This is a genomic window from bacterium, assembly GCA_035307765.1.
Taxonomy (GTDB): domain Bacteria; phylum Sysuimicrobiota; class Sysuimicrobiia; order Sysuimicrobiales; family Segetimicrobiaceae; genus Segetimicrobium.
The window spans coordinates 1-25,972 of the sequence record DATGHU010000022.1 but is presented as its reverse complement, the minus strand read 5'-3'; the positions used below and the strand labels follow the sequence as shown (position 1 = coordinate 25,972).

Genomic DNA, 25,972 nt, shown 5'->3' with positions numbered 1-25,972 from the left:
CGTCCAATCCGATTGAGTCGATCTTCGCCCAGGTGCGGTTGCGGACTCGAGCCACCCGCCGCATGCAGACAGCGCGGGCGGGGCTGTACTTGGTGTTCCAATTAGTCCAGCGTGCGGGCCACCGCTGGCGGCGACTCGATGGGTCGCATTTGGTGGCCAAGGTGCTGGATGGAATTCAGTTCGTGAACGGGATTGAAGTCACGAAGGCATCGAAGCGAGGGGCCGCCGCTTGAGAATTTCCACACCATTTGACAAAAGCTCTTGCAATCGCATCATACTCGCTTACCCCGGTTGGTAGGTTGCTCACAGATCTGCCTTCTCTCGGAACTCTTAACCTCAGACAGTCTGCTTCATAGACTGTAGGAATCTGGTTTGTTTACTTCATGCCTTGCACGCACGCCTTTGTACGCCCCAGAAAAGCCGGGAGCCCGGAATGCTTGATAATCAAGCGTTCCGGGCGTCCCAGGCCTTCGTTTAACTGGTAGCGGGAGCCCGCTACTTTCAATACCAGTAAGACGGGTGCTGGTCGCATAGCCCAGAACGAGGGCACGCAGGGGCGGCGCTCGGACAGTCCGGCCGACGCAACCGGGTTTGGAGTTGGTCAGGATCACTGCTGCTCGGAGCGCACCATAGATCGGATTCGGACCGACATCCCTTGCGCGCTGCAAGCGGACGCGGCCGGAACAGTAAACGTGCGTGATATCGGGTTGGGTCGGCCTCCGTTCGGAACTTTGAATCGAGGTGATCAGACACGCAGGTATCCGGCCTGGCAGTCAAATAGGCAACCTCTGATTCTTTCTACGAAACCCGTTGAACCAGGTTACTCCTGGGGAATCAGGGGGAGAGGGTGAATGAGATGGAAACTACAGCTGCGGCGACTGTAACAACAATATAGCAGGAACAGGTCGCGGTGGCTGTGAATCGATTCTCCAACCGATAGCCCGGCCACCTTGTGGCGTCTATATCCTTGTGTCAAGATCACAGGCGTCCACGACCCACGAGACGTTGTCGGGCAAACCAGTAGGGGGAACCCGCAGTATCGTGAGGGCATTAACGTGGCAGTTGCCACACGATGGTTCGGTACAGCCCCGGCGGGATCCAGCCGCAGAGGACGATTTCGAAAAAGGGGGGGAAGATGCGGCATGACCACCTGGTAGTGCTCGCGGTGGTGGCGATTGGAGGAGCCGCCTTGGGGTTCAGTGTTAGCGCGCCCACTACTCCTGTCCAGGCCGCCGGGGCGACGGTGACGATCCCTGCTGATATGTATGCCCCAGCGGCCATTACGATCGAGGCGGGACAGACCGTGACCTGGATCAACAAGGACAGCGATCCGCATGTCACTGTCAGCGTGCCCGGCGATCCGGAGGCGTTTACGCTCGCCAACTACGCGGGGAAGTCGACATCGTTCAAGTTCACCAAACCGGGTGTGTACGTGTACTACTGCCTGGACCATGCGACCTATAACGCCACGCTCCACCGGGTCGTGGCCCGCAAGGAATCCGATTTGTATCCACTCGCCATGGAAGGGCTGATCGTGGTCAAGGGACCGGGGTTCACGGGAGCGCCTTCGGCGACCGTCAGGCTCTCTAGGGGGGCCTACGCGCCAGACATCGCCGTGGTGCGGGCCGGAGGAAAGGTGACCTGGACCAACAGCGACACCGGCGCGCACGCGGTGGTCGTCAAGGGGGCCGGCGTGCCGAAGCTCGATCTCGCGGCCGGGAAGAGCAAGACGGCCACCTTTGCCAAGCCGGGGATCTATTTTTTCTACGACGAAGGCAACGCGGCGTATAATCCGAAGCTCGGCCTCGCCGCAGCCAAGAAGGGAACACCGACCTTTCCCGTCGCGTCGCAGGGGTACGTGATCGTGCTATAGTACCGCCTCGTACCGGCAAAGTCGGACGACGGGCTTCGAGACTCGCGGGGGCCTCATGGGCGGCCGGGGCCCTCCTGATTTTCAGCTTGTCAACTCTCACGGCACACGCTTATCCTGGAGCGGCGGTCGAGCCCAACGATGCGCTGACCCTGGTACGCCAAGCCCTCGCCGCCCTGGAGGTTACCCCGCCCGCCGTCTTGGTGGCAACGGCAAAGGTTATCAAAGCCCTGTTGGCCAAGGATACGCGCGGCGTCGATATGGCACGCGTGCAGGAAGCCGCACAGACTCTCGGGCAGCAGGATTCCGCCGCCGCAGTCCCTCAACTCATCGATGCCCTGCGTCCGGCGGGCGCGGAGCCCGGCGGAGTCGATATGGCGCTCCTCATGCCGGTTCAACCGCGCTTTGCCGGCACACCGACGACGTATGCCCTGTTGGCGGGAGCCGCGGTGCTGGTGGCTGTCGGATGGTTCATCATCCGGGGATGACGCCCGCGTCTCGTTGGAAACGGGTGTGGGTTGCGGTAGACGCCCGGCTCGTCCTCCACAACTTCCTGTACGAGGTCCCGGCCTACGCCAACACGCTCCCGTATTTGTTGGGGGCGATTACGCTCGCGGGGTTAGTGATCCTTGTCGTCACGGGCGTCCTCCTGGGCCAATTCTATGCTCCGGACCCCGGCGTCGCGAACGCTAGTATCCGCTTCGTCATGACCCAGGTGCGGGGCGGAGAGGTGATCCGAGGGATCCACGTCTGGGCCGCCCATCTGACCGTGGTGGTGCTCCTCCTTCACCTGATACGTGTCTATGTGACGGGCGCCTACCGATTTCCACGCGAGGCCAACTGGGTCGTGGGCGTCGCGCTGCTGGCCACGTTGCTGGCCTTTTTCTTCACCGGGACCGTGCTGCGCTGGGACCAGGGAGCGATCGAGGCCCTGGCGCACAACGTGGCGTTCGCCCGCCTGTTGGGGGTGTTCGGCGGCTGGTTCTCGCCCGCGTTTTCGAGTCACGTGCCGCTGCTGACCCGGCTGTATATGGCGCATGTCAGCCTGCTGCCGCTTGTGCTCTTCATCCTGCTTTCTGGGCACCTCTACTTGGTCCGACAGCACGGGTTCTCCCCGCACCTGGCTCATCCGGAATCGCCGCAGTCGCGGTACACATTCGCCCACCACCTTAAAGGAGCCGCCGGGTACGGCTGTCTCATGCTCGGCCTTGCGCTGGCGCTCGCGCTGATTTTACCACCCGGGCAGGGGCCCGCTCCGGTCCCCGGGATCGAGGTGACTAAACCCCCATGGCTGTTCCTGCCCGCGTATGGCCTGGAAACTTTGTTTGGCCTGGCGGGGCTGTGGGGGGTGGTGACGGTCTTCTTGTGGTTGCTCGCCGTCCCGATCTTAGATCGCGGCGGCGCGCCGGGGTGGAAGGGCAGGCGGCGAGCGCTAACGGCGGGGGCGGCGGTTGCGGCCGCAGTGATCGGACTCGGTATCTACGCTTGGCTGTCGTCCCCGGTCGCTCATCTCCACTGACGCCCTGCGAGGTCATCCGGTCCCATAGGGTCAACTGCCCTCTCTTTTGGAGAGAGAATGCCCCTACGTGGGGCTCTGGTAGTCACCTCAGAACCAGTCCGCTACCACTCAAGGCGCGCCTCAAGTCGGAAGCGCGGGCGCTTTACGTGCTCATCCCCGTTCATCGGGCGTGGTTGCGCGCTCGGGAGTTCCTTCGTGGCAATGTGAGTGCCTCCTGTTCTCGCATAGGTTGGAGCCGGCACCGGCGGGCCGAGCCTGGACCGGTAGCTTTCGGACTCCCGTACATCTCACCTCGGATTGCCCGGCCAGAGCGGGTAGGCAAGCCCTATGGGCTGGCCCGTTCGGATTGATTCTACCAGCGCAGTGGTTCACCGCCGTCATTCGCAGCCCGTCGGCCTCGGTTGTGGCAATTTCCTCCGTAGGATCTCCCGCGGCGATGGTGAAGCGCGCGACAACACCTCGTAGCCCCCTTCCTCCTTCGGCTCATCCTCAACCCATATCATGAAGTATCAGGTCTCAACCCGATAGTCTCAGATCCTCCCGTGGGCTATGGTGATATGAATATGGAAACAATGCTGAGGTTTGGGTGGGAATTGGCGGCTCTCATAGTATTGCCGATGTTGTGTCTTCTCGGTGCCCTGACCGGGTTCTTACTCCTCATCGTGGGTGGGCGACATTCGAACTCCAATTGGGTGCCGGCGCGCCTCCGGCAATGGTTCAGGAAGGATGATTATGTGTAACACTGGGGGCCGATCTTGGGTGCGCACTCCGCCTCGATCTCCCCCGACGTCCCGGCAAGAACGTCGACGACTCGGAACGCGGCCGCGCCATATGAGCGCTCCGCGGAAGATCGGTTAGTCGGCGCAGGGTACCATTGAAGAATGCTACAGGAACGTCGGCAATCCTGTCCCTCGAAGAAACACGCTGGTGATTTTCCGGGGGGCGCGCTCGACGCTCACGGTGGTGTCACCTCCAGGGGCTCCATCATGGTGTAGGCAGCTCGCTGGGGCAAACGGACGGTGCAGGTCGTTCCCTGTCCCGGCTCGCTCTCGATCTGGATTGTTCCTCCGTGGGCCGCGACGATCCCCTGCACCAGCGCGAGGCCCAACCCGGATCCGCCGGGTCGCTTGAGGCTGCCGCCCTCCACGCGGTAGAAGCGGTCGAAGACGAGCGGGAGCTCCTCGCGGGGGATGCCGACGCCGGTGTCCGCGACGCGGATGCGGACCGCGTTTCCGGCCGGCTCGGCGGCGAGGGACACGCGCCCCGGCGCGGGCGTATACTTGATCGCGTTGTCGAGGAGATTGCGGACGACGATGCGCATCTGCTCGGCGTTCGCATGCACCGGGGGCAGGTGCGGAGGGACCTCCGCCGCCAGGTCGAGACCGGCGGCGCGGGCGAGCGGGCCCATCTCGTCGGCGAGCTCATAGAGGATAGGCGCCAGATCCAGAGAGGTCCGGGGCGGGCGTTGGGCCTCGTCGAGCGCCGACAGCGCGAGCAGGTGATCCATGAGGTGCTGCATGGAGGCGACCTGTTGCGCCATTTCGACGAGGTAGCGGCGGGTCACCGCGTCGTGCCCGTGCTGCGGGGTCTGCAGCAGTTCCAGGCGCAGGCGCAGGCTCGTGAGCGGAGAGCGCAGCTCATGGGCCGCGTGCGCGACGAACGCCTTCTGGTGAGTGAGGGTTTCCCGGACGCGCTCAGCCATCAGATTGAACGCCCGCCCCAGCCGCTCAACCTCCTCGGGGCCCGCCGGCGTGACCTGATGCGCGAGGTCGCCGGCCGCCATGGCCTCGGTAACCCCGGTCAGGCTGCGGATGGGAGCGGCGATCCGGCGGGCCAGCAACATGCTTGCCACCACCGTCGCCAGCAGCACGACGCCGCCGGAAATGAGCAGCCCCAGCCAGGTCCGGCGTAGCTCCGTATAGATCCCGGCCGCGGGCACGGAGAACTGCACAAAGGCGAGGGGGGACCGATTGCCTTCATGCCTGACTACGGCGGCAACGAAGAGACGTTCGGCTCCGCCGCCGTCGTCTCGGCGAACGTCGAACACGTCCCGCCCCCGCTGGGCCGCAAGGAGTTCCGGTCGACCCGTGAGGGTCCACCCAGCGGCTCGATCGTCAGAACTCGTCAGGACCCGTAATTGGGGATCCAGCACGATGACCCGTCCGCCGGTTCTCTGCGCGTATAATTGGGCCAGATTTGTGAGCGGAGCCCGTTCCGTCTGTTCGCCTCCGTGGAGACGCTCAAGGGGCTCTCGGAACGCTCCCGCGATTAGATCAGCCTGCAGGGCGAGATTCTGCTCGACCTGCTCGAGACGGATCGCCTGCAGACGCTGCCCGGTCCACAGAGTAAGTCCGCCCAGCCCGAGGATCGCGAGCGCGAGATAGGTGACAAGCAGGTGGGCGTGTAAGCTACGAAGCATCGGCTGTGGGCCCGGGAGGTTCCATGAGTCGGTATCCGTGGCCGCGGACGGTTTCGATCAGGCGAGGCCGTGACGGATCGTCTTCCAATTTCTCCCGCAACCAGTGGATATGTACGTCCAACGTTCTGGGATCTCCGACCCACTCGGGTCCCCACACACGGGTAAGCAGCTCCTCGCGTGAGAGCGCCTCGCCGGCGTGTTCGAGTAGGGTCCTCAGCAGGTCGAACTCCCGCGGGCGAAGGTCGACGGGGCGCCCGGCCCGCCACACACGACGGGCCATACGCTCCAAGGCGATCTCACCGACCGTGAGCCGCTCCGCCGCCGGCGCCTCGCCGCGATCTAGCGCGCGGCGCCGCAGCATCGCTCGTATTCTGGAAACGAGCTCGCGGAAGCTGAACGGCTTGACGAGATAGTCGTCGGCACCGACCTCGAGGCCCATGACCCGTTCCAGTTCCTGGCCCCGAGCGGTCAGCATGAGAATGGGAACTGACGATTCTTTCCGAAGGGTCCGACATACGGTGAACCCATCCACGTCCGGCAACATCACATCCAGTAAGACAATATCGGGATGAGCGCTGCGGGCGAGCTGAAGCCCCTGTCTGCCGGTTAGGGCATGCTGCACCTCAAATCCTTCGCCCCGCAGCCCGAAAACGAGCGGCTCAGCGATGCTCTCGTCGTCTTCAATGAGGAGGAGCATCGTGACGGGGGTGTGGCCGCTGTTATCCATGAACGGGGCGAGGCACCCGGGTGGAGACCGTGATCCGGTGCGCCGTCATGAAGCAAATCACTAGACTTCCCGATCCATAGATGGCCACGGCAAGCGGCGTCCGGCTATCCGTCCCGGCGCCGAGGGCATGCGCGGTCACCAGCAGATAGATGGCAAAACTGGTGAAGTGGAGGAGGCGCCAAGCGTGATAGCCAATCCACCGCCGTAGGTAGACGCTAAACGCGACTATAGCGGCAAGATAGAATGCGACCTGTCCCATCCCCACCCACAGTGGGCGGTAGCTGCTTCTGGCGAAAGGCAGGAGGATCTGAGCCGGGGTGTATCCGATGTACCGATCCCCCAAGAGGATCAGGCCATGAAAGGTTGCGAACGCCAGGGCAAGCAGACTGGCGAACTGGTGTAGATCGGCGGCGGTCGGTCCTCCCGGCCAGACCCGCGAGACCTTGCCGGACAGCGACAATCCCAGCACGATTGACAACCACAACAGCGCGTACGCGGTCATGCCCGATGCCCGAGTGAGCTCCCAGTACGCCTTCGGCTGGCGGCCCGCGAGCGAGGCGGTGAAGACCGGCAGCCAGTGTGAAAGGACCACGAGCGCTGCAAGACCACTCAGTACGCCTCCAAGCACAATCAGGGCAGCGGTGCTCATCCTCGGACCCGATACCAGTTTTTCTTGATCATCCATCGGTGACTCCTCCTGCAATCCACTTCGACCACACCTGGCGGCAGAATCCGGGCGTTGTGCGCACGCCACCCTCCTGGTCTACGGCGAGCCCTTCAATATCGTACTGCGCGGCCAGGTACCGGAGCCCTTCCTTCGAGCCCAGGATGAGGGCCGTAATAGCGTGCAGGTTCGCCTCCCGGGCGTTCGCGGCGACAACCGTCACTGACCAAAGGTCGGTTCGTGCCGGAAGATGCGTCCGAGGATCGATGATATGGTGGTATACGGTGCCATCTCGACGCCAGCGCCGGAAATCGACCCCCGAGGTCGCCACACCGCGATGCGCCACCACCAAGGTGGTCAAGTCTCGGTCAGGATGCCGGGGATCGGCCACCCCAATAGGCCATCCCGGCCGGCCCGGCGGAGCGCCTCGGGTCGCGATGTCGCCGCCAGCGTCCACAAGGCAGGGCCCCAGCGCAGACAGCGACGTTGCCGCCCGCTCGGCCGTCCACGCCTTCGCGATCCCGCCAAAGTCCAAACGCGCCCCTGATGGGAGGGTCACAGTGCGTGCTCGAGAATCAAGCCGGATCTCTCGCCACGAATCGGGGCGGGACGTCAGCCTACGAAGGGGCCCGTTCTCCCCCCGCATTTCCTGGAACGGACGATCGTAGCCCACGGATTCCAAGGCGTCCAGGATGGTTGGATCGTACAGGCCGCCGGTGCGCCTGGCACCGTCGATGGCGAGCTGCAGCACCTCCCACAGATCCTCGCTGACCGGCATGGAGCGCGCGGGGTGGGCGTTGAGGTGGCTCAATTCACTGGTCGTCCGAAACCGGCTGAGGCGATCCTCTAAACCGTCAATGAGAGAGCGGGCGGCGGCCAGGTGAACCGCGGCCGCCTGGGCATCCTCGGTGGCGACCACCAGTGCCATCTGGCATCCCATGGCACGGAACGTGGCTTCGTGCAGGTTCCGATCCGCGCTGTGCATCATCCGTCCCATGACTCACTAGCGAGAGGAGTGTGTCCGCGCAATGGGCGGCGGGGCAGAAGGGTCAACCTGCGGGAGAGGAGCCGGATCGGCTTCTGAGAGCGGGAGAAGATACATCTGTCCGTTCGACCCGCGGAAGAGGACCACGCGACCGGAGTCTTGGGGAGCGGTGACCGATGGAACCGGTGACGAATCCGCCATCTGCACAGCGACGCCGGCGGCGGGGTGCGCCGGCTGGTCTGCCCCGGCCAGCACTTTCCACCCCGAGAGCGTGGCGAGCAGCGAGGCGGCCGCAAGACTCCCCTTCAGCCATCTCCTCCGCGTTTTTGTCGGTTTGTTCGTGGGCTTGTTCATCGGGTCCCTCCGAGGATGACGGTGGCGAGCACCACGGCTCACCGGATTATGGACCCCTCCGTGCCCTTCTGGGCACGTTTGGTGTCCGCGCTCCCATGATACGGTCGGGCTGGCGGGCTGTGGTTAGGGGAAGGTTATTGGAGATGTTAGCAGGTGTTAAGCGCGATGTTGCTTTGGCCCGTCAGCCAAGCGGCAGGAGATCTATTCGAAGGCGAAGACCGGAACGTCATGCCGGGCTTGGTGAATGCTGAAGGCGCTGGAAAGGCGGTAGGCCCACCCCGTTATGGGAAATCCGTTGGGCTGACACCACCTTCCAGCGACAAGACGTGTGCCCCTTCAACGCGGGGGGAAGGGGCCATCTGGCCGCGCCCACGTCCACGCCGCCCATAGACAAGATCCCCACCGTAATAGCCGGTCATAATAAGTGCGATCATCACAAGCACGCTAATGCTCATCGCAAGACCCTGCCAGCGCGGGGGACGAACCTGAGCCAGAACACGCGCGGCGAGCCACAGCACGACCAGGGCAAGCAAGACATACCCCCAGTGCTTGTGCACCTCCACGAGGCGCCCGCTAAAAAAGCTGCGTAGGCTGAGGGGAGCCCCCCGCAGTGCCTCCCCCTCACGCTCACGTGCCTCTGGAGTCAGTAAACCGCTCATCACGGTCAACACTGTGCCAACGGCGCCCGCTACCAGACAGTAGAACGCAGCGATGCGGGGGGATTGTGACTTCCACACCCAGCCGATCCCGTCGAGAAGAAAGGCCAGAAACAACAGCGCAATGGGAAAATGCGCCAGGACCGGATGCAGCTCAACGCGCCAGTTGAATTGCAACGGCAACGTCCCTCCTCCCTCTCAAATTCATCACGGCATCAGCCGACGTGACCAGGATATTAGCCGGAATCTCCGATATCAAGATTTCTGCGACTCCAATGTGCCCGCATCCTGCCGCGCTCCGGATGTCCGGCAGGATCGCGGCGCTCTAATGGGTGGGCGTCCGCACGGTCGCGAGCGCCGCGTTTAGGAGGTCGACCGGATGCACCGGCTCCGCATGGTCCCGTTCGAGCACCTGGAGCGCCGACACGACGAGCGACCCGTCGGCCGCCCTGGCGGGGACCACCTGGGCCAGCAGCATCATCACGAGGGCCGACGCCGCGAGGGCGCCGTGCTACCACGCGAACCGCGAGTGAACCAACTTCCCCAGCAGGTTTATCCTGAGACTTCCTCGTCTCACCCCGCATGTACCGGAGGTATGCCCGCTACGGCGCGCGCTGCGCAGTAAACTGAATCTCCAGTTCCACCTGGTTCTGCGCCTGGAGAAACCCCAGGAGGGACGGCGGATCGAATCCGAAGTCGGTCATCAGGACGTTCGTGGTGGCGTCGCCGGTCAGCATCTGTCCGTTGAGCGTGACCGTGCCTGTGAAGGTGACCGGCTTGGTGACCCCATGGACCTCGAGGTTGCCAGCGATCCGGATGGAGATCGCGCGGCCGTCCACGTAGGCAGCCGGCAGGCCGTCGATCGCAGTCGGAGTGAACACCGCGGTCGGGTACCGCGCGGACTCGAGCCACTGGCTTCGAATCTCCCGGTCGCGGCGGCGGCTGTCCGAAGTGAGCTGACTGATGTCCACGGTGATCTGGCCGATCCGGCTCTGCGACGGGTGGGCCCGATCGATCAGGATCTGGCCCTGGATCCCGTGCGTGATCCCGACCGCGACTTTGAACTGATTGTTCCGATTGAAGAAAGTCTCGCCGACGTGGTACAGCGCCTGCGACGCTGACGAGTCGATCACGAACCGCTCCACACCCGCCGGGGCGGGCCCGGCCGAGAGCGCCCCGCCGAGCGGCATCCATGCGGCGAAAAGGCCCGCCAGCGCCAAGAGACCCGCGCGGCGCCGAAGCGCGCCGCCGCACCGCGGCAGGCATATCAACCCTGTCCATGTGCACATACTGTGTGCTCCTTTCACGTGCCGGGGTGTGCCGGGCATCCGCACGATCGCCCGGCTCGAGTATCCGGGATCAATAGCAACCACCCGCATGGTAAATGTTCTCAGTGAAAATCGAGTGAAGAAATCACGAAGAGATCTTCATCCGGAGTCCATCACGGGACTCCGTCCCATTCATTCCAGTGTTGCGCTTGATCGTTGGATTCCTCCCGTTCACCCTGCGCGGGCGTCCCTTCCTGGATTCCGACTTGGGGGTCGTGCACGCTGCGCCGGGACCGGTGTCCCCTCCATGATGAGGCGGGACCAGCGCAGCCTGGTTAAGGGAGGGTTATCGCGCGTATTAACAGATGTTAACGTGCAGAGCGGGGCCGAGGAACCGCGTTGGCGTTGGCCCTCGAGTTTGCTGATGCCGAGGATCGGGGAGGGCCAGACTTCCCACCCAGCCTCGCCATTGACGCGAACGGTTGCGCCTTCCAGGACGATGTCGACGAGGGCGACCACCGGAACTTTCCCGCCGGCATCCCGCACTCGATCCAGGGACTCGAGGGGGACGGTTGCGAGTTCCTACTCGTCTTCGACGACGGCAACTTCTATTGGCGCTGACTGCGTTCAACAGCGCCACGAGCGCAGACGCCTGATAGCGATAGCAGTGCCTGCTCACACTAAGAGTATCGGGGGGTTCAGAAGGACCGAACGGGCCTTTGCGTGGGCCGCCGGGACACCTTGAGCGCCGCCTCCAGGTACCTCCGCCCACAGACGCCCTGGTAGGCACCGTCTTACCGGAGATGATCCAGAACAAGCTCCAGGAGCTCGATGAGGTCCTGCGACGCGATGTAAGCCGCTCCAGAGGCCTTCTACGGGATCTCCTCGGAGAGATCGTCCTTCGGCCGACTTCTGAGGGACTGGTCGCAGAACTCCGTGGAAACGTGGAAGGCCTCCTCCGTTTAGAGAAGGCCCTCCTGGACTTACTGGTAATTCTGGTAGCGGGGGCTGGATTTGTATCGTATCTGCGGTCCCCGCCCCATTCGGCAACCTGGGTCGGGTAGGATAGCCGGGACACGCAAGCAGGGCGGCGGCTTGGACAGTACGACGGAACAGCGACCGGAACATTAAGCGCCCACGATATTTGAATTTTGGTCTGTCGCTGTTCGGAACAGTGAAGCACGGTGATCAGACACAGCAGGAATCCGCCCTGTAGTCAAACACACAACCTCTGGATCCGTTCCGGGAAGTTCGTCGATCCAGGTTACGTTCGCCGGCGACTTAGGAATCGTCCATAAGCGAGATCCACTAACCAACTCAGAGAACCCGGCCTCGGATCTCTTTCCACCGATAGCCCACTAAGCCCCAGCGCCGCTAAGATAATTTGACCCGCGCGTCGAATTAACCCCTGACACAGCCGGAATCGGACTACCAATCGCACCCACAGTCGCAGCAGCGAGGTGAGCAGTCATGTCTGCCGCCCCCGTCGCCGCCCCCGCCGTTCGGGTCAGTCTCGCCGGCACCGTCCAGCTCCTGCACACGCATCTGACCGCCGCCTTATGCCACACAGTGTTCCAGCGGGTCCGCAATCGGGAACGCCAGCGCCGCTGGACGCTGGCGGCCCTGGCCCAGTTCTGGACCACCGTGATCCTTACGGCTCCGCGCTCCCTGACCCAGGCGCTCCAAGAGGGCGGGAGGATGTTCCCCACCCTGGGGCCGGCGGCCCGCACCTCGCCCGAGGCCTTCTTCCAACGGGCGGAGCGGTTGCGGCCCCATTTCTTCCAGGCCTTGTACGAGGCGTTCATCGCGCAGCTGATGGCGGATGCCCGCCCGCTCTATGCGGCAGCCGTGAGCGGGTTGCGGGAGCGCTTCCCCGAGGTGTGGGTCCTGGATGGCTCGCGCCTGGATCAGGTGGCTCATCGCCTCAAGTTGACCTGGGATGTCCGCTCGCCGCTCCTGCCCGGGTGTCTGCTGGTCCTCTACGATCTCTTCCGCGGCCTCCCGCGCCAGATCGCGTTCTGTGCCGATGCGGCCCGGAGCGAACTGCGGCGGGCCCAGGAGCTGCTCGCGCAGATCCCGCCGGGGACGCTGCTCGTGGCGGATCGCCTCTACGCCTCGGTGGTCTTCATCGCGGCGCTCTCGCAACACCAACTGGTGTGCCGCTTGAACCGGCAGGTGAAAGTGCAGCCGGTGAAGATGCTGCGGCGCGTCCATCGGGGTGGGGAACGCTCACCGAGCGCCTCGTGATGGTCGGCTCGGGCCAAACCGCCCCGCCCCAACGGATGCGGCATATCCGCTGGCGGGCGCGCCGGGAAGCGCTGGATCTGCTGACCACCGTCCTAGAGCCCACGCGGCTGCGGGCGGAGGAGGCGCTGATGTGCTACCGTCTTCGATGGCAGGTGGAGCGCTTGTTCTTTGAGCTGAAAGAGGTCCTCGATCTGCACCACTTCTACCTCGCCAGCCCGCGCGGGGTCGCCCAACAGGTGTATGCGGCGGCCGTGGTCTATGCGGCGATGCGCGTGGCGCAAGCGCGCATCGCGGAGATGCATGGCCTCACGCCCGAGCAACTGTCGCCAGCCAAGCTCTTCCCACGCGTCGCCCGCGTCTCGATCGCGCTTGTGGATGCGGAGCTCAGCTTTGCGGCTACCCAGCGCGCGAATCCCGGGGTCGTGCTCACCAAACCGGACTGGGCAGAACTCCCCCCAACGCAGGTCGCCCTGGCGACGCTGCTGATTGAACGCCGTCGTGGCAACCGCCGCAAGCGCCGGTATTGCACGAGCCGACGTCAATGGAAATCGTTCACGCATCTACCTGGCGCACGTCAGTTCGGGTTATCTTAGCGGCGATGCCACTAAGCCCCATCTTATCGAGTGTCCGTCCTTCAACCCAGAAGTTACGAGAAGCTAACACTGAAGAAATAGAGACCAAGCTCTTCATAGGCGGCGTAGCAACATCCGCTACCTGGGCCAATTCAGCAAGCGCGACGAGTCCATACGGGACATCCTCGATCAGATACCGGTGGTCGAGCCGATTTGGTGCGAGCGAATTGGTGAGCAACCCGCGCTCGTTCAATCGTCGGAGGACCGCCATGCAGGCGTCCAGATCCTCCCCAGCGACAAACCGCGCTGCGCCCAGCCGCATGCCGTACCTCCGCATGACTCGTTCGAGCCGGGGATCACCTGACGCACGGAGGATGATGTCGCGAAACAGGGTGGGCAATGGCACCCGCCCGATGCGTCTTCCACGGAAGTGATGGCTCGCAGGCGACGCGCCCACCGTCAGCGCCCGAAGGCCGGCGGCTTTACATCCACGCCGTCAGGATCGTTGAGATACCAGGGTGCCCGGCCCGATTTTCCCGTGACGCCGTACTGCCACAGGATCTGTTTGGTGCGCCGGCTGAGGACGATCACTCGATGATTCGCGTCATCGTTGAGCAGAAGATTCCCGTTCGGGAGCTCGATGGCCAGGGACGGATGGTCCAGCCGGCCGGGGCCTCGTGTGGGGCCGTACGACCAGAGCACCTGTCCCGCCTGCGTGACCACGACGACCTTGCCGGGGCGGCTGTAATCCACGACGAGGTAGTGACCGTCCCGGGTCAACTGAGTGTCCGAGGGGTAGGTGACGTGAAGGGGACCCCGGTAGAGGATCAGACCGGTCTTCATGTCGAGTTCTGCCGCGCTCCGTCGGCCGATCTCGGTGATAAGGAGATTGCCGCTCGGCAGCGGCGTGTCCCCGTTGGGTGAGGAAGTACCCCGGGGCGGCCCGGCAGGCTCCCGTGACTCCGAACTGGCGTTGGATGTGGCGCGCCGGGGGACGATCGAAGACGAGGGCGAGTTTCTCACGGCTTCCTCGGCGCCCGCAAACGCGCTCTTGGGGGCGGGAATGGTCGGGAGGGCCGCTTTGCCCCCCGCGTCCACCACGTACTTCACGAAGCGCATCGCGTGATCGCGCTCCTCTTCGGCCTGGCGGTAGAAATGTTTGGCCAGTTCAGTCAGGCCCTCGGAGGCAAAGCCAGATGCGATGGAGACGTACTCGAGCGACGCCGCGACCTCGCGACCGATCTGTCCGTTTATCGCCGCGTTCATCTTTTCACTGAACAGCATAGGAACCTCCTTGTGTCATCAGCAGCCGACCTGACGGATGTCCCTGTAGATCTCAACCAGCGATCGGCACCTGGCGCGGTACGCGCCGCCGTTGCTCCCCAGTCACGGCGGGGCCCCGGGATATCGTCCCGGGGCCCTCGTGGTGTCTCGGCGGCCGCCGTCGGGCCGGGGCTCCGTTCGGCGGACATCTGCCGCGTCATCGCATCCTGGACGTCCTTCGGCGGGGTGATCTCACGGATCTCCACGGTGGTTACCTTGACCCCCCACCGCTCGGTAACCTCGTCGAGCTTGGCGCGCATGACCTGGTTGATCTACTCCCGCTTCGTCAGGGCCTCGTCGAGGCTGAGGCCGCCGATCACCGTGAACCTGTAGAATCGGACTCTGCGGTTCTCGGATTCGACGGAATACCCCTTGTACGGTTGTGCGTCGAGGTCGCCCGAAACGTGCGCGTTCGCTATGCTCGGGTAGGTTCGGTATCAGTTCGGAACTTTGAATCGACGTGATCGGCGATGCCGATATCCGACTTGGCAATCGAATCGGCGATGCTTGATTCCATCTACCGACTTCGTTGAACCAAGTTTGCCTTCCGGTCGGGGCACAGAGCGACGGGACGCCGAGAAGGAAGAAGATGAGTCCTGCGGCGCCGTTGCTGCCGGTAAGGGTCTTGACCCACACCGCGGCGGCGAGATAGAGCGTCGTGTCGCCAAAAAGAGAAAGCGCCGCGCCGGCGAGATACAATTGCACATCGCGAAGCGCGAGCAGGCGGCCCAAGCCGGCCTCTGCCGCGATGAGCGTGGAACCGTTGGCGAGCATAAATCGGATCGAAGATTGCCTTTCTCAATGGCGCCGATAACGTAAGTCCGGGCGGCTCAAACAGGAACGGAGGCCAGGCTCCTGCGAGAGCCATCCGTTAATATCGCCTGAGAAAGGTCTCGCGCGGATCAGGTCGAGAGCCGATTGTCGATGTCCCTGAAATCCGGTAGGTGGCCCAAAATAGGTGCTCCAACCGATGCCGGGGACCGTCGGCCTTCACTATAGTGATACCGTAGAGGGCAAGCCTGCGAGGTGATAGCCGTGGCCCAAGCGACGCGTGCGTTGAAGCGGCTCGACGCGTACCGGTGGGAGATTCCCGTCGATTACAGGCCGGGGATGCGGGTGCCCGGGCTCATCTACGCGGACGAATTTCTCCTCCCGCAGATCGAGGAGGATCAGGCCCTCGAGCAGGTCGCCAACGCGGCCACGCTCCCGGGCATTGTGCGCTGGGCGATCGCGATGCCCGACATCCATTGGGGCTACGGCTTTCCCATCGGCGGAATTGCGGCGATGCGCCTCGACGATGGGGTCGTCTCCCCAGGGGCGGTGGGCTACGACATCAACTGCGGCGTCCGGCTCCTGTCCACCCGGCTCGTCGAAGACGAGATCCGCCCGCACCTCGGGGCGCTGGTCGACCGGCTGTTTGACGACATCCCCGCCGGGGTCGGTGCCCACGGCCGGCTGCGACTCAGCCTCCCCGAGCTCCTCGAGCTCCTGAAGGGGGGCGCGGAATGGGCCGTGCGGCGGGGGTACGGGCGACCGGGCGATCTCCGGCGCATCGAGTCGGGGGGGCGGATCCCGGGGGCGCAGCCACAGGAGGTAAGCCAGAAGGCCCTGGCCCGGGGCCATGATCAGCTCGGGACCCTCGGCTCCGGCAACCACTTTCTCGAGGTTCAGCGGGTCGATGAGATCTTTGACTCCTCGACGGCGGCGATCTTCGGCCTCCACCACCCCGGCCAGATCACGGTCATGATCCACTGTGGGTCTCGCGGGCTCGGGCACCAGGTGTGCGACGATTATCTCACCGTGAGCGGGCGCGCCCTTGCTCATTATGGCATCATCGTTCCCGATCGCCAGCTCGCCTGCGTCCCCCTGGCCGCCGCCGAGGGCCAGGCCTATCTCGGCGCCATGGCCGCCGCCGCGAACTTCGCCTTCGCGAACCGGCAGGTCATTACCCACTGGGTCCGAGAGAGCTTCGAGGAGGTCCTCCGCCGGAGCGCCGATTCGATCGGTCTCGACATCGTCTACGACGTGGCGCACAACATGGCCAAGATGGAGGAGCACGCGGTCGACGGCGCGCGCATGCGGCTCTGCGTACACCGCAAGGGCGCCACCAGGGGCTTCCCCGCCGGGCACCCCGATGTCCCCGCCGACTACCGGGACGTTGGCCACCCGGTGTTCGTCCCCGGCGACATGGGTCGGTATTCGTACGTGCTGGTTGGTACCCAGACAGCCCTCGCGGAGGCGTTCGGGTCGACCCCCCACGGGGCCGGCCGGTTGCTGAGCCGCGGCGCGGCCAAGCGCCTCCTTAAGGGCGTGGACATCGTGGACGCGCTCGGCCGGCAAGGCATCCTCGTGCGGGTCAAGAGCCGGGAACTCCTCGCTGAGGAGGCCTCCGAGGCGTACAAGGATGTGGCGGACGTGGTCCGGGTCAGCAATGGCGCGGGTCTGACCCGGTCGGTCGCCCGCCTCCGGCCGCTCGCGGTCATCAAGGGATGAGAACGCGAACCGCGCACTCGACTCGACCGGCCCTCCGCCGGCCCTGACCAAATGACGACCTCGACGTTTAGATCTCACGGGGAAGGCCGACGTGTCGAAGTCCGGACCCGCTCGGTAGGCCTCGAGGGCGATCTCGGCATTCCCAGGGACGCCGGGGGCATCGTGTTGTTCGCCCACGGGAGCGGGAGCAGCCGCCACAGTCTGCGCAACCGCTTCGTGGCCGAGCTCCTCCGCGAAGGCCACCTTGGCACCTTCCTGATCGACCTCCTCACGGCGGAGGAGGAAGCGGCGGACGCGGCCACAGGATATCTCCGGTTCGACATCGATCTGCTCGGGGATCGCCTTGTGGCGATCACCGACTGGCTCCTGGCACACCCGGAGACGCGCGCCCTGCCAATTGGCTATTTCGGCGCCAGCACGGGGGCAGGGGCCGCCCTCGTCGCCGCCAGCCGGCGGGCCGCCGCCGTCCACGCTGTGGTCTCGCGGGGTGGCCGCCCGGATCTCGCCTGGTCCTTTCTCCCTCAGGTGATGGCGCCCACGCTCCTGATCGTGGGAGGGCATGACTTCGCCGTCCTCGACTTGAACAAGAAGGCGCTTGAGGCACTGTGCGTGGAGAAGGCCTTGGCGGTCGTACCGGGAGCGACCCACCTATTCGAGGAACCCGGCGCGCTCGAGGAGGTCGCCCGGCTGGCGAGGGAGTGGTTCGACCACCATCTCGCCGAAAGGCAGGAGGAGGGGGGTTGACCCTGTCATCGAGCAAGGAACCGCTGATCGCTCCCGCATCGGGTTTCGTGACCGAACAGACGATGGCCCTGCTCACCGATCTGTACGAGCTGACGATGGCGCGGAGCTATCTCCGGGGTGGGCGGAACGAGCCCTCCACGTTCGACCTGTTCGTGCGGAGCCTTCCGCCGCGACGCGGCTTTCTTGTGAGCGCCGGGCTCGACACGGTCCTGACCTATCTCGAACGGGTGCGTTTCTCCGATGGAGCGATCGCCTACCTGCGCACGCTGCACCTGTTCGACGAGGCGTTCTTGAGGTATCTCCGCACGTTCACGTTCACCGGGGACGTGCGGGCGATCCCGGAGGGCGAAGTGGTCTTTCCTCCGGAACCGTTGTTGGAGATCACCGCCCCCCGCATCGACGCTCAGATCGTGGAAACCTTCCTGCTGAATCAGATCAACTTCCAAACGATGGTCGCGAGCAAAGCCGCCCGCATCGTGCTCGCCGCGCGCGGCCGCTCGGTCGTGGACTTCTCGCCGCGGCGAGATCACGGCACCGACGCTGCCATGAAGGTCGCCCGGTGCTCCTATCTGGCGGGGTGCGCCGGTACCTCAAACGTGCTCGCCGGTATGGCGTATGGCATCCCCGTTTCCGGCACGATGGCGCACTCTTACGTGATGTCCTTTGACGACGAACTCGAGGCGTTCCGGGCGTACGCGCGGCACTTCCCTGAGCATTGCCTGCTCCTCATCGATACCTACGATACGGTGCAGGGCGCCCGAAACGCTGCGATCGTGGCCGCGGAGCTGCAGGCCCGGGGTCACCGCCTCCGCGGTGTCCGCCTCGACAGCGGCGACCTCGCGGATCTCAGCCACAAGGTCCGGCGGATTCTCGACGATGCCGGCTTCCCGAGCGTGCGAATCCTCGCCAGCGGGGATCTCAACGAAGACAAGATCCGCGATCTCCTGGACGCGAACGCTCCGATCGATATGTTCGGGGTCGGCACCGAGATGGGGGTGTCGTATGACGCTCCCGCGTTGGGGGGCGTGTACAAGCTCGTGGAGGATACCCGAGGCTACCGGATCAAGCGCAGCACTGGCAAAGTCACCCTTCCCGGGCGGAAGCAGGTCTGGCGAGTGAGCCGGGATGGTCAAATGGTCGAGGACGTGATCGCCCTCCACGATGAGCCGGCGCCTGCGGGTGCCCGGCCCCTGCTGGCCGAAGTGCTGCGGGGAGGCACGCGCATCTGGTCCGAGTCCCTTGAGGACGGTCGCCAACGCTGTCGTGACCGCATGGCTTCTTTGCCGGCGGTGCTTCGCATGCTCGACGCGGCGAGAAACCCTGTCGCGCTCAGCGGAAAGCTCGAAGCACTCCGTTGCCAGATGTCCAGCCGATAGGGCCTTAAGGCCCCTGATTACGCGGTCTTTCGTTCGGTCGTCAGCACAGGCTGGTCCTTCTCCGTCGCGGTGTTCGCTAGGAACCGGATGTTTCGTTCGATGTTCATTAGGACTTCGAGGATCTCGATCGCGGACCTGACGGCAATCCACGCTAGCGCACCAATAACGATCAGTTCCAGTCCTACCCATCCTGGATTTTGGCCCTCGTATTCCGGAACAGGACCCGCAGACCACGTATAAATGCCAGCAATGGCAAAGAACCCGCCAACGAGCCAGGCGATCACGCTCCGCATTCTAATGAGAAACTCCAAAGTCGGGTATCGTTTCACGATATCACCTCCCAGCAGGCCCAGCGTACAGCGTCACGCGAGGTGCAGGCATCGGGTGAAGACCCGATAATTCGTGCAACGCCTTGTGTCGAAAAGATGCATGTCCCCCGGATGGGACCGCACGATTCAATGTGTGTACACTGAGTCACAAAGGAAGGTCCGTGCTGGAAGCAATCGGAGGATCCTCGTACTGTTCCTTTCGCTCGATGGCTACTGGACAATCGTGAAAGGAGAATACAGCGATGGAAACGCGTGACCTACCGCTGTCCCAAATGCGAACGCGAGCATTGTCCTATACCTCGCTGACGATGGGCGAGGATTGATTGGCGAGACATTTCCCGCCTTCGGAGCCTCGCCGTTATTGTCTTGGGCGAGGCGTAAGAAACGCCACTTCTCGAGCGAGCCGGCCTGTTGAGAGAGGCACGGGAGCTGCTGGGCAGAGTCGTCGAATGACTGAAAGCGTAGGTACGCTCCGATGCAACGGAGACCTGTAATTCTCTACAACCGGGGATGAGCCCGAGAGCCCCCGGTGCGAGCAAGTGGAGGGTTCTCACGTCCCCTATGATCAAAGAGATTGGGTGCTTTGGCAGCACCTTTTCCGGGCCCTCGTGTCGGGAACTGGGGCCTTCAAGCGGCCGTGTAGTACAATCCGGTGCGTCGACGAACTCGGTTGTCGTGTGTTAATCGATTGCCCGCATCCGGGCCGCAGTGGAGAGCAAGGCTCCCGGGGCTCCGGTGAAGAATCTATCATGAATGTCGACGCTTGGTTCCCGTGATGATCGAGGGCCGGCCACTTGAGGAGCTATTTGTGAACGCGGCGGAGGGGCTCGTCGAGCTCACCATCGATCCCGTCGATCTGCGCGCGGACACGAGGGCCCGTGTGTGTGTGTCGGCGAACGACCGGGATGCCCTGCTCGTCTCGTGGCTCAACGAGCTTTTGTTTCTGCTCGACACTCGCGGCTTTCTCCCGCGTCAGGTCGCGATCGGGCACCTCAGCAATATCGAGCTCGACGCAGATTTGATGGGCGACACGATCGACAGCGAGGGACATCGAGTCAGACGGATGATCAAGGCCGCGACGTATCACCAACTCACAGTGCGTCAGGTTGAGGGCTTGTGGGAGGCGCGGGTTATCCTGGACTTTTAGTCGCGCCCCGTCTTTTCGATCGGCAGCGCCGATCCAGTTCACGCCGACGTAGCTGACGGCGGCGCTCGGCCTGCTCGGCGCCACCCTGACGCCGTACATCTTCTTTTGGCAGACGACCGAGGAAGTGGAGGCCCACTCCAAGATCGAGGACTTGGCCGATCAGAACGTCGACGTCGCCGCCGGCATGTTCTACTCGAACCTGGTGGACTACTTCATCATCCTAGTTGCAGCGACCGTGTTTTTCGGGAAAGGCGTGGAGGTTCAAACGGTGGGCGACGCGGCGAAGTCATTGCGGCCGCTCGCGGCGGGGCTGCTGTTCTCACTCGGCATCGTCGTCAGCGGGATCATGTCCATTCCGGTCATGACGGCGTCCACCGCGTACGGACTGGCGGAGCTGTTCGGCTGGGCGGAGGGGCTGGACAAGAGGATCTGGCAGGCCCGGGGGTTCTACATCCTCCTCGCCGGGGCGAGCGCCGTCGGGGCGGCGATCGCGCTCCTGCGCATCTCCCCGGTCACGCTGATGTACTGGTCGCAGGTCGTCACCGGGTTCCTCTTGCCGCCGCTCTTCGTCGCGCTCCTGCTCCTGAGCAACGATCCCCGCATCCTCGGTCACCACCCGAACCGGATCATGTCCAACTTGGTCGGCTGGGGGACCGTGATCCTGACGATCGGGCAGCTCATGAGAGGCCACTGACGCGTTCCCGCGAGAGGACCACATCTCCGCCAGCGCCAACTCCTCCTCCACCTGTGCATCGAAGGAGGGGCGAGATGGGCGACAGGAAACTGCTGGAGCGCGGGTGGGCGATCCGCAAGGCTGTGGCCCGACAGCGGGGACTCGAGGTCTTTCAAGCCCTCGACCCGGAATACGCGGAGTTTGTCGTCGAGCACGCGTACGGCGCCACGTACGGCGACCCGACCCTCGACCTGCGCACGCGGAGCCTGCTGACGTGTGCGCTGCTGACCGCCGCCGGGAGGGCCCGCCTGTTGAACCGTCATCTCCTCGGCGGCCTCAACATCGGCATCAGCCCCGCGGAGCTGGTCGCCGTCTTCAAACAGACGGCGCTGTGCGTGGGGATGCCCGCCGCGAACGACGCCTTCAAGCTCCTCAAGGAGATCCTGGACGAACAGAAACCGGTCGGCTAGGGCGGGCCAGTGATCAATAGGGCCGAGGGCGGGGGACAGCTAATAATGCACCAGGCGCTGCAGCTCCGCACGCGTCCTGACGGCCCGAATCATGGTGGCAAGCCCCGCCTGGACCTCCTTCATGAGTCTCCATGCAAGGACGACGGCAAAGCCTTTGTGGGACTCGTGTGAGACCAAGCGCGCCCTCCCGGATTCCAGCGGTTCGATGGTGAAGCTGTAGGTGGTCTCGAACACCCCCCCTGAGAAGATCTGTCCAGACCAGGTCAACTCACGGGCGCGGTTGACCGCGATCACCGTAGCCTGATAGGTGATGGTCTGCGTGCCGGCGGGATGAATAGTGACCTCCAACTGACTGCCGCTTCGAAGTTCCCCTTTCAGAGGGTAGATGAACGGGTTCCAGATCGGATACGAAGAGAAATCGGTCAACACGGCCCACACTTGGTCCGCAGATGCGTCCACATCGACCTGGGACTTGACCTCTCCCGGAGGGATGCTCCCGGGGATCGTCACCTGTCCCGGGACGATGCCGCCGGGGAACGTCATGAGGAGCGCCGCGGTGAGCAGCACGGGCATCGTACGCGTTGAGTACAGCACCCCAGCACTCGAGACGACGATCGTCAAGACTCCCACGGAGAGCATGAGACCGGTCGCCATGAGCAGTCCGTCATGGTTAAGCAGTCCGACCCCTAGAATCATCACAGCAATCGCAGGAAGGGTATGGAGAAATGGCATGGGGCTGAGCAGGACGAATCCGTGCAGCAATACCGCCACGGCAATCACACGAGCCATGATGAGATCCGGCAGAAACGTGGCACGGGCACGAGACACGCGCTCGATCCGTTCGAACGTTTTTACCCCGATCTGCCGGAACTTGACGATCACCTGCCTGGACAATCGGTAGGCGCGGATACGTCTCGGCAGCCACGGGCGCTGAGCACCCCACAGCATCTGAAGCGCAAGCAGCACATACACGAGCCCGATCAGCGTTGCCGACCCGGGAGGAAGAATTGGAATCAGCGTTGGCAGAGCGAGGATGACCAGCAAGAAACCGAACCCGCGACTTGCGATGTGATCTACGATGTCACCTATCGTGACCTCGCGATCCTCCTTCAGCGTTTCCATCAGAACGCGCGTCAGTAACCCTGGACTCCTTCGGCTCATGTACCACCCTTTTCGCCCATTTCGGGCGCGCGCTCACGAGTACACACGGCCGGCTCGGCCTGGGCCCATTTCTTCACCCTGATCCATGGGGTCGACCTCTCCCCGTCGGAGAGTGCGGCCGCACCAATATTAGCCAGATCACTCCCACATATGCCGCGACGAGGGCAGCCAGCACGAGGACAGTCAGCATCCTGACCCCTCGAATCATCACCCTCTCAAGTTAAGCGCACGGTAGTGCTCCCGAACATCAGGCGGGAACCCGATTCGCTTGATGCGGCACCGCGGCCCGGTTTTGGAGAGGGGATCAGTTCGCTCGTCCGTATCAAGGTTAGGACGGGCCGGGCGGCTTGCTGATTGACCCCTGGGGCGGCCGGTGAATAGCTCCCTAGCCAGACGGATGGGACCTTGCACGGTAGGGTAATCCGCCTCAGAGTCGATACCACCGGCTCCCGCAGTTTCCTAACCTGGATATACTGGAGATAGACGAGGACGGTTCGAACGAGCCCGGAGGTATGGGTTGGGAAATACATCACTCGCGGCGCGGATAGACCGCACCACACGCCGCCGCGACCCGCACGACAAAGGGCTGTTCGCCCGGCTGGTGCCCGGCGCACAACCGATCCTGTGCGCGCTTTTGCTGGTTGCCGGGCGCCTCCTGGAGCAGGTTGCGCCTACCGCCGCGGTCGCGTCGTATGGCCTCGCCTACCTCGCCGGCGGGACCGGCAGCGCCGTTGTGGCGTGGGGGGCCTTGCGGCAGGGTCGCGTCGACATCAACTTCCTCATGCTGCTGGCGGCACTCGGTGCTGCCTACCTAGGCGCGTGGACGGAAGGTGCAATCCTGCTGGTCCTCTTCTCGTCCAGTAACGCCCTGGAGTTCTACATCATGGGGCGCACGCGCCGAGCCATCCGATCGCTCATGTCTCTGCGCCCGCTCGAAGCGCTCGTCCGGCGGGACGGCCGGGAAGTCTCCGTCCCCGCCGATACCCTCCGGGTCGGCGACCTCGTGATCGTGCGGCCGGCGGAACGGCTTCCCGCCGACGGGGTCGTCACGCACGGAAGGTCGAGCCTGGACCAATCGCCGATCACGGGGGAATCCATTCCCGTGGACGTCACGGTCGGGTCGTCGGTGTTCGCGGGTACGATCAACCAGCGCGGCAGCTTGGACATTCGGGTGACCAAGAATCCGGAGGACACGACGCTCGCGCGCATTATCGCATTAGTCGAGCAGGCCCAGACTGCGCAGGTCCCAGCCCAACGACTCATTGACCGGTTCGGCCAGGTGTACGCGGTGGGGGTGATCTTGGCCTCTGGGGCGACCTACGCCGTGCTGGCGGGCCTTGGCGTTCCGGGCTCCGCCGCGTTCTACAAGGCCATCACCTTGCTGGTCGTGGCGTCGCCGTGCGCGGTCGTGATTTCAACACCGGCCACGGTGCTTTCGGCGATCGCGAACGCGGCTCGGCGGGGTGTCCTCTTTAAGGGGGGGGCCTATCTCGAGAGGTTGGCCAGCGTCGATACCGTCGTGTTCGACAAGACTGGCACGCTGACCCAAGGCCATCCTACCGTCGTCGATGTGGTGGCATTCGATGGCGACGCGGGAGCGGTCCTCGAGGCTGCTGCCGCGCTCGAGCAGCGCTCCGAACACGCGCTCGCCGACGCGGTGGTCGACGCGTGCCGAGCCCGGGGAGTCACCCCGGCGGCGCCGGAGACCTTCGAAGCCGTGACAGGTCGCGGTGTTCGTGGGATGGTCGGCGGCGTGTTCGTGCGGGTGGGAAACGAGGCGTTCCTGGCGGAAGAGGGCATCCCCTTGTCCGACGAACCCCGGGCTGTGTTGGGCCGCCTGCGCGAGGAGGGAAAGACACCGATCTTGGTCGCTGATTCTCGGCCGCGTGGCATCGTCGCCCTCGCCGACACGGTCCGGCCGGAGGCCGCCGCAGCAGTCCAAGCCCTCAGGGCGCTGGGGATCACACGGATGATCGTGCTGTCGGGCGATCACACGCAGACCGTTCAGGCCGTGGCTCGCCAGTTGGGCTTGAATGATGCCCGAGGAGATCTCCTGCCGGAGCAAAAAGTCGAGGCGATCAAGGCGGTGGCCCGGGAAGGCGGCGTCGCGATGATCGGGGATGGCGTGAACGATGCGCCGGCGCTCGCTGAGGCCGACGTCGGGATCGCGATGGGCGCGGCCGGCACCGACGCGGCGATGGAGACCGCCGATGTCGTGTTGATGGGGGGACTCAGCCGGCTGCCGTATGCGATCGGGCTCAGCCGCCAGACGCGCCGTGTGATCGCACAAAACCTCACGTTTGCGTTCGCTGTCATCGCAGCGCTCATCACAACCGTTTTCGTTACGGGGCTCCGGCTTGCGTTCGGCGTCGTCGGTCACGAGGGCAGCACCGTCGTGGTGGTTTTGAACGGATTGCGCCTGTTCGGGTACCATCTCAATAGATCCGATCGGTCTGAGCGCCAACATCCCGCCAGCGGCGCCGGTATCGGACGGGGATGACGCGGGACCGGTGTCCCGCTCCCGATCGGTCTCGCTGACGCTGGAGAGAATCCGGTCTTCACTGCGCGGAAGATCGGCAGAATGCCTGATTGCTGAAGATCTTGCTAGTGTCCCGAGTCAGTGATTCGTTGATTAAATCTGGCCCACTTCGCCATGGGTTTATTGACTCCCGAGGCTAGAATTAGTGCAACGTATTTTTGACTCGGGATACTGATATGGACGAGCCTGTCAAGACGGTCGGGTCTTTCATGTCATGGTCGATGCGCCTCTTCGGGTCACGACGGGAGCGCCCTGGCCCTGGAAGCGAGGCGGTTCGCGACGGTAATCACTCTGATATCGGTTATGAAAATGGTGGTGCCTCATCGCCGGCCACCGTTACGATAGAACAGCCGGGCCATGGGGCACGAGGGACCACCAGCAACGGGCAGGCCGTCGCGAATATGGACCACGAGTCCGCTCTGATATCTGGCCGCCC

The 25,972-nt window shown here is 64.0% G+C and carries 24 protein-coding genes and 2 pseudogenes; 14 read left to right on the top strand and 12 right to left on the bottom strand.

Annotated features, from left to right (window positions below):
* The 4 genes from VKV57_06880 to VKV57_06865 form a co-directional block, all read left to right on the top strand.
* On the top strand, positions 1-233 hold a 233-nt coding region (locus VKV57_06880), incomplete at its 5' end, for an IS256 family transposase (protein ID HLW59635.1).
* A gap of 902 nt (positions 234-1,135) precedes the next feature.
* Complete coding sequence (locus VKV57_06875; protein HLW59634.1) at positions 1,136-1,873, top strand: plastocyanin/azurin family copper-binding protein; 738 nt, start codon at positions 1,136-1,138, stop codon at positions 1,871-1,873.
* Between the two features lie 86 nt (positions 1,874-1,959).
* Positions 1,960-2,358 (top strand): hypothetical protein, encoded by a 399-nt coding sequence (locus VKV57_06870; GenBank protein ID HLW59633.1) that lies wholly within the window; start codon positions 1,960-1,962, stop codon positions 2,356-2,358.
* Positions 2,359-2,381: 23 nt separating this feature from the next.
* Positions 2,382-3,389: a cytochrome b N-terminal domain-containing protein gene (locus VKV57_06865; GenBank protein HLW59632.1), complete on the top strand. Its 1,008-nt coding sequence runs from the start codon at positions 2,382-2,384 to the stop codon at positions 3,387-3,389.
* Positions 3,390-4,344: 955 nt separating this feature from the next.
* On the opposite strand, the gene VKV57_06860 is transcribed toward VKV57_06865, so the two are convergent.
* The 7 genes from VKV57_06860 to VKV57_06830 all read right to left on the bottom strand — a co-directional run bounded on the left by VKV57_06860 (position 4,345) and on the right by VKV57_06830 (position 10,483).
* On the bottom strand, positions 4,345-5,808 hold the full coding sequence (locus tag VKV57_06860; protein ID HLW59631.1) for a HAMP domain-containing sensor histidine kinase: 1,464 nt from the start codon (positions 5,806-5,808) through the stop codon (positions 4,345-4,347).
* The gene (locus VKV57_06855; GenBank protein ID HLW59630.1) at positions 5,798-6,535 is read right to left on the bottom strand and encodes a response regulator transcription factor; all 738 of its coding nucleotides are present in this window, start codon (positions 6,533-6,535) and stop codon (positions 5,798-5,800) included. The genes VKV57_06860 and VKV57_06855 overlap by 11 nt, the downstream gene beginning before the upstream one ends.
* A complete protein-coding gene (locus VKV57_06850) occupies positions 6,528-7,220 on the bottom strand; it encodes a ferric reductase-like transmembrane domain-containing protein (GenBank protein HLW59629.1) in 693 nt (230 codons plus the stop codon). The genes VKV57_06855 and VKV57_06850 overlap by 8 nt, the downstream gene beginning before the upstream one ends.
* Positions 7,213-8,196, bottom strand: a complete 984-nt coding sequence (locus VKV57_06845; GenBank protein HLW59628.1) for an FAD:protein FMN transferase — start codon at positions 8,194-8,196, stop codon at positions 7,213-7,215. The genes VKV57_06850 and VKV57_06845 overlap by 8 nt, the downstream gene beginning before the upstream one ends.
* 623 nt (positions 8,197-8,819) lie before the next feature.
* Positions 8,820-9,377 carry a DUF2231 domain-containing protein gene (locus VKV57_06840; GenBank protein HLW59627.1) on the bottom strand — a complete coding sequence of 186 codons (558 nt, stop codon included), beginning with the start codon at positions 9,375-9,377 and terminating at the stop codon, positions 8,820-8,822.
* Positions 9,378-9,519: 142 nt separating this feature from the next.
* On the bottom strand, positions 9,520-9,678 hold the full coding sequence (locus tag VKV57_06835; protein ID HLW59626.1) for a hypothetical protein: 159 nt from the start codon (positions 9,676-9,678) through the stop codon (positions 9,520-9,522).
* A 118-nt stretch (positions 9,679-9,796) separates the two neighbouring features.
* On the bottom strand, positions 9,797-10,483 hold the full coding sequence (locus VKV57_06830) for a YceI family protein (protein ID HLW59625.1): 687 nt from the start codon (positions 10,481-10,483) through the stop codon (positions 9,797-9,799).
* A gap of 444 nt (positions 10,484-10,927) precedes the next feature.
* On the opposite strand from VKV57_06830, the pseudogene VKV57_06825 reads away from it, so the two are divergent.
* The 3 genes and pseudogenes from VKV57_06825 (at position 10,928) to VKV57_06815 (ending at position 13,302) form a co-directional block, all read left to right on the top strand.
* Positions 10,928-11,071, top strand: a pseudogene (locus tag VKV57_06825) (oxalate decarboxylase).
* Positions 11,072-11,932: 861 nt separating this feature from the next.
* Complete coding sequence (locus tag VKV57_06820; protein ID HLW59624.1) at positions 11,933-12,709, top strand: hypothetical protein; 777 nt, start codon at positions 11,933-11,935, stop codon at positions 12,707-12,709.
* Positions 12,709-13,302, top strand: a complete 594-nt coding sequence (locus tag VKV57_06815) for a transposase (GenBank protein ID HLW59623.1) — start codon at positions 12,709-12,711, stop codon at positions 13,300-13,302. The genes VKV57_06820 and VKV57_06815 overlap by 1 nt, the downstream gene beginning before the upstream one ends.
* On the opposite strand, the gene VKV57_06810 is transcribed toward VKV57_06815, so the two are convergent.
* The 3 genes and pseudogenes from VKV57_06810 to VKV57_06800 all read right to left on the bottom strand — a co-directional run bounded on the left by VKV57_06810 (position 13,262) and on the right by VKV57_06800 (position 14,924).
* Complete coding sequence (locus VKV57_06810) at positions 13,262-13,603, bottom strand: NAD/NADP octopine/nopaline dehydrogenase family protein (GenBank protein ID HLW59622.1); 342 nt, start codon at positions 13,601-13,603, stop codon at positions 13,262-13,264. The two genes, VKV57_06815 and VKV57_06810, sit on opposite strands and share 41 nt — an antisense overlap.
* Positions 13,604-13,740: 137 nt before the next feature.
* Positions 13,741-14,565 (bottom strand): ferritin-like domain-containing protein, encoded by an 825-nt coding sequence (locus tag VKV57_06805; GenBank protein HLW59621.1) that lies wholly within the window; start codon positions 14,563-14,565, stop codon positions 13,741-13,743.
* A gap of 170 nt (positions 14,566-14,735) precedes the next feature.
* Positions 14,736-14,924, bottom strand: a pseudogene (locus tag VKV57_06800) (SPFH domain-containing protein).
* 715 nt (positions 14,925-15,639) lie between these two features.
* On the opposite strand from VKV57_06800, the gene VKV57_06795 reads away from it, so the two are divergent.
* The 3 genes from VKV57_06795 to VKV57_06785 are packed head-to-tail and all read left to right on the top strand — an operon-like array spanning position 15,640 to position 19,217.
* Positions 15,640-17,097, top strand: coding sequence for an RtcB family protein (locus VKV57_06795; GenBank protein HLW59620.1), 1,458 nt, complete (start codon positions 15,640-15,642; stop codon positions 17,095-17,097).
* Between the two features lie 51 nt (positions 17,098-17,148).
* Complete coding sequence (locus VKV57_06790; protein HLW59619.1) at positions 17,149-17,841, top strand: dienelactone hydrolase family protein; 693 nt, start codon at positions 17,149-17,151, stop codon at positions 17,839-17,841.
* The gene (locus tag VKV57_06785; protein ID HLW59618.1) at positions 17,838-19,217 is read left to right on the top strand and encodes a nicotinate phosphoribosyltransferase; all 1,380 of its coding nucleotides are present in this window, start codon (positions 17,838-17,840) and stop codon (positions 19,215-19,217) included. Before VKV57_06790 ends, VKV57_06785 begins: the two co-directional genes overlap by 4 nt.
* 17 nt (positions 19,218-19,234) lie before the next feature.
* On the opposite strand, the gene VKV57_06780 is transcribed toward VKV57_06785, so the two are convergent.
* Positions 19,235-19,546, bottom strand: coding sequence for a hypothetical protein (locus tag VKV57_06780; GenBank protein ID HLW59617.1), 312 nt, complete (start codon positions 19,544-19,546; stop codon positions 19,235-19,237).
* Positions 19,547-20,321: 775 nt separating this feature from the next.
* Here VKV57_06780 and VKV57_06775 point away from each other — a divergent pair.
* The 3 genes from VKV57_06775 to VKV57_06765 all read left to right on the top strand — a co-directional run bounded on the left by VKV57_06775 (position 20,322) and on the right by VKV57_06765 (position 21,836).
* Entirely contained in the window at positions 20,322-20,693 is a 372-nt protein-coding gene (locus VKV57_06775) for an archease (protein ID HLW59616.1), read from the top strand.
* A 52-nt stretch (positions 20,694-20,745) separates the two neighbouring features.
* Positions 20,746-21,387 (top strand): divalent metal cation transporter, encoded by a 642-nt coding sequence (locus VKV57_06770; protein HLW59615.1) that lies wholly within the window; start codon positions 20,746-20,748, stop codon positions 21,385-21,387.
* A gap of 74 nt (positions 21,388-21,461) precedes the next feature.
* Positions 21,462-21,836 carry a carboxymuconolactone decarboxylase family protein gene (locus tag VKV57_06765; protein ID HLW59614.1) on the top strand — a complete coding sequence of 125 codons (375 nt, stop codon included), beginning with the start codon at positions 21,462-21,464 and terminating at the stop codon, positions 21,834-21,836.
* 39 nt (positions 21,837-21,875) lie between these two features.
* On the opposite strand, the gene VKV57_06760 is transcribed toward VKV57_06765, so the two are convergent.
* Complete coding sequence (locus VKV57_06760) at positions 21,876-22,958, bottom strand: exopolysaccharide biosynthesis protein (protein HLW59613.1); 1,083 nt, start codon at positions 22,956-22,958, stop codon at positions 21,876-21,878.
* A 556-nt stretch (positions 22,959-23,514) separates the two neighbouring features.
* Here VKV57_06760 and VKV57_06755 point away from each other — a divergent pair.
* Entirely contained in the window at positions 23,515-25,497 is a 1,983-nt protein-coding gene (locus VKV57_06755; GenBank protein HLW59612.1) for a heavy metal translocating P-type ATPase, read from the top strand.
* Positions 25,498-25,972: the final 475 nt, after the last annotated feature.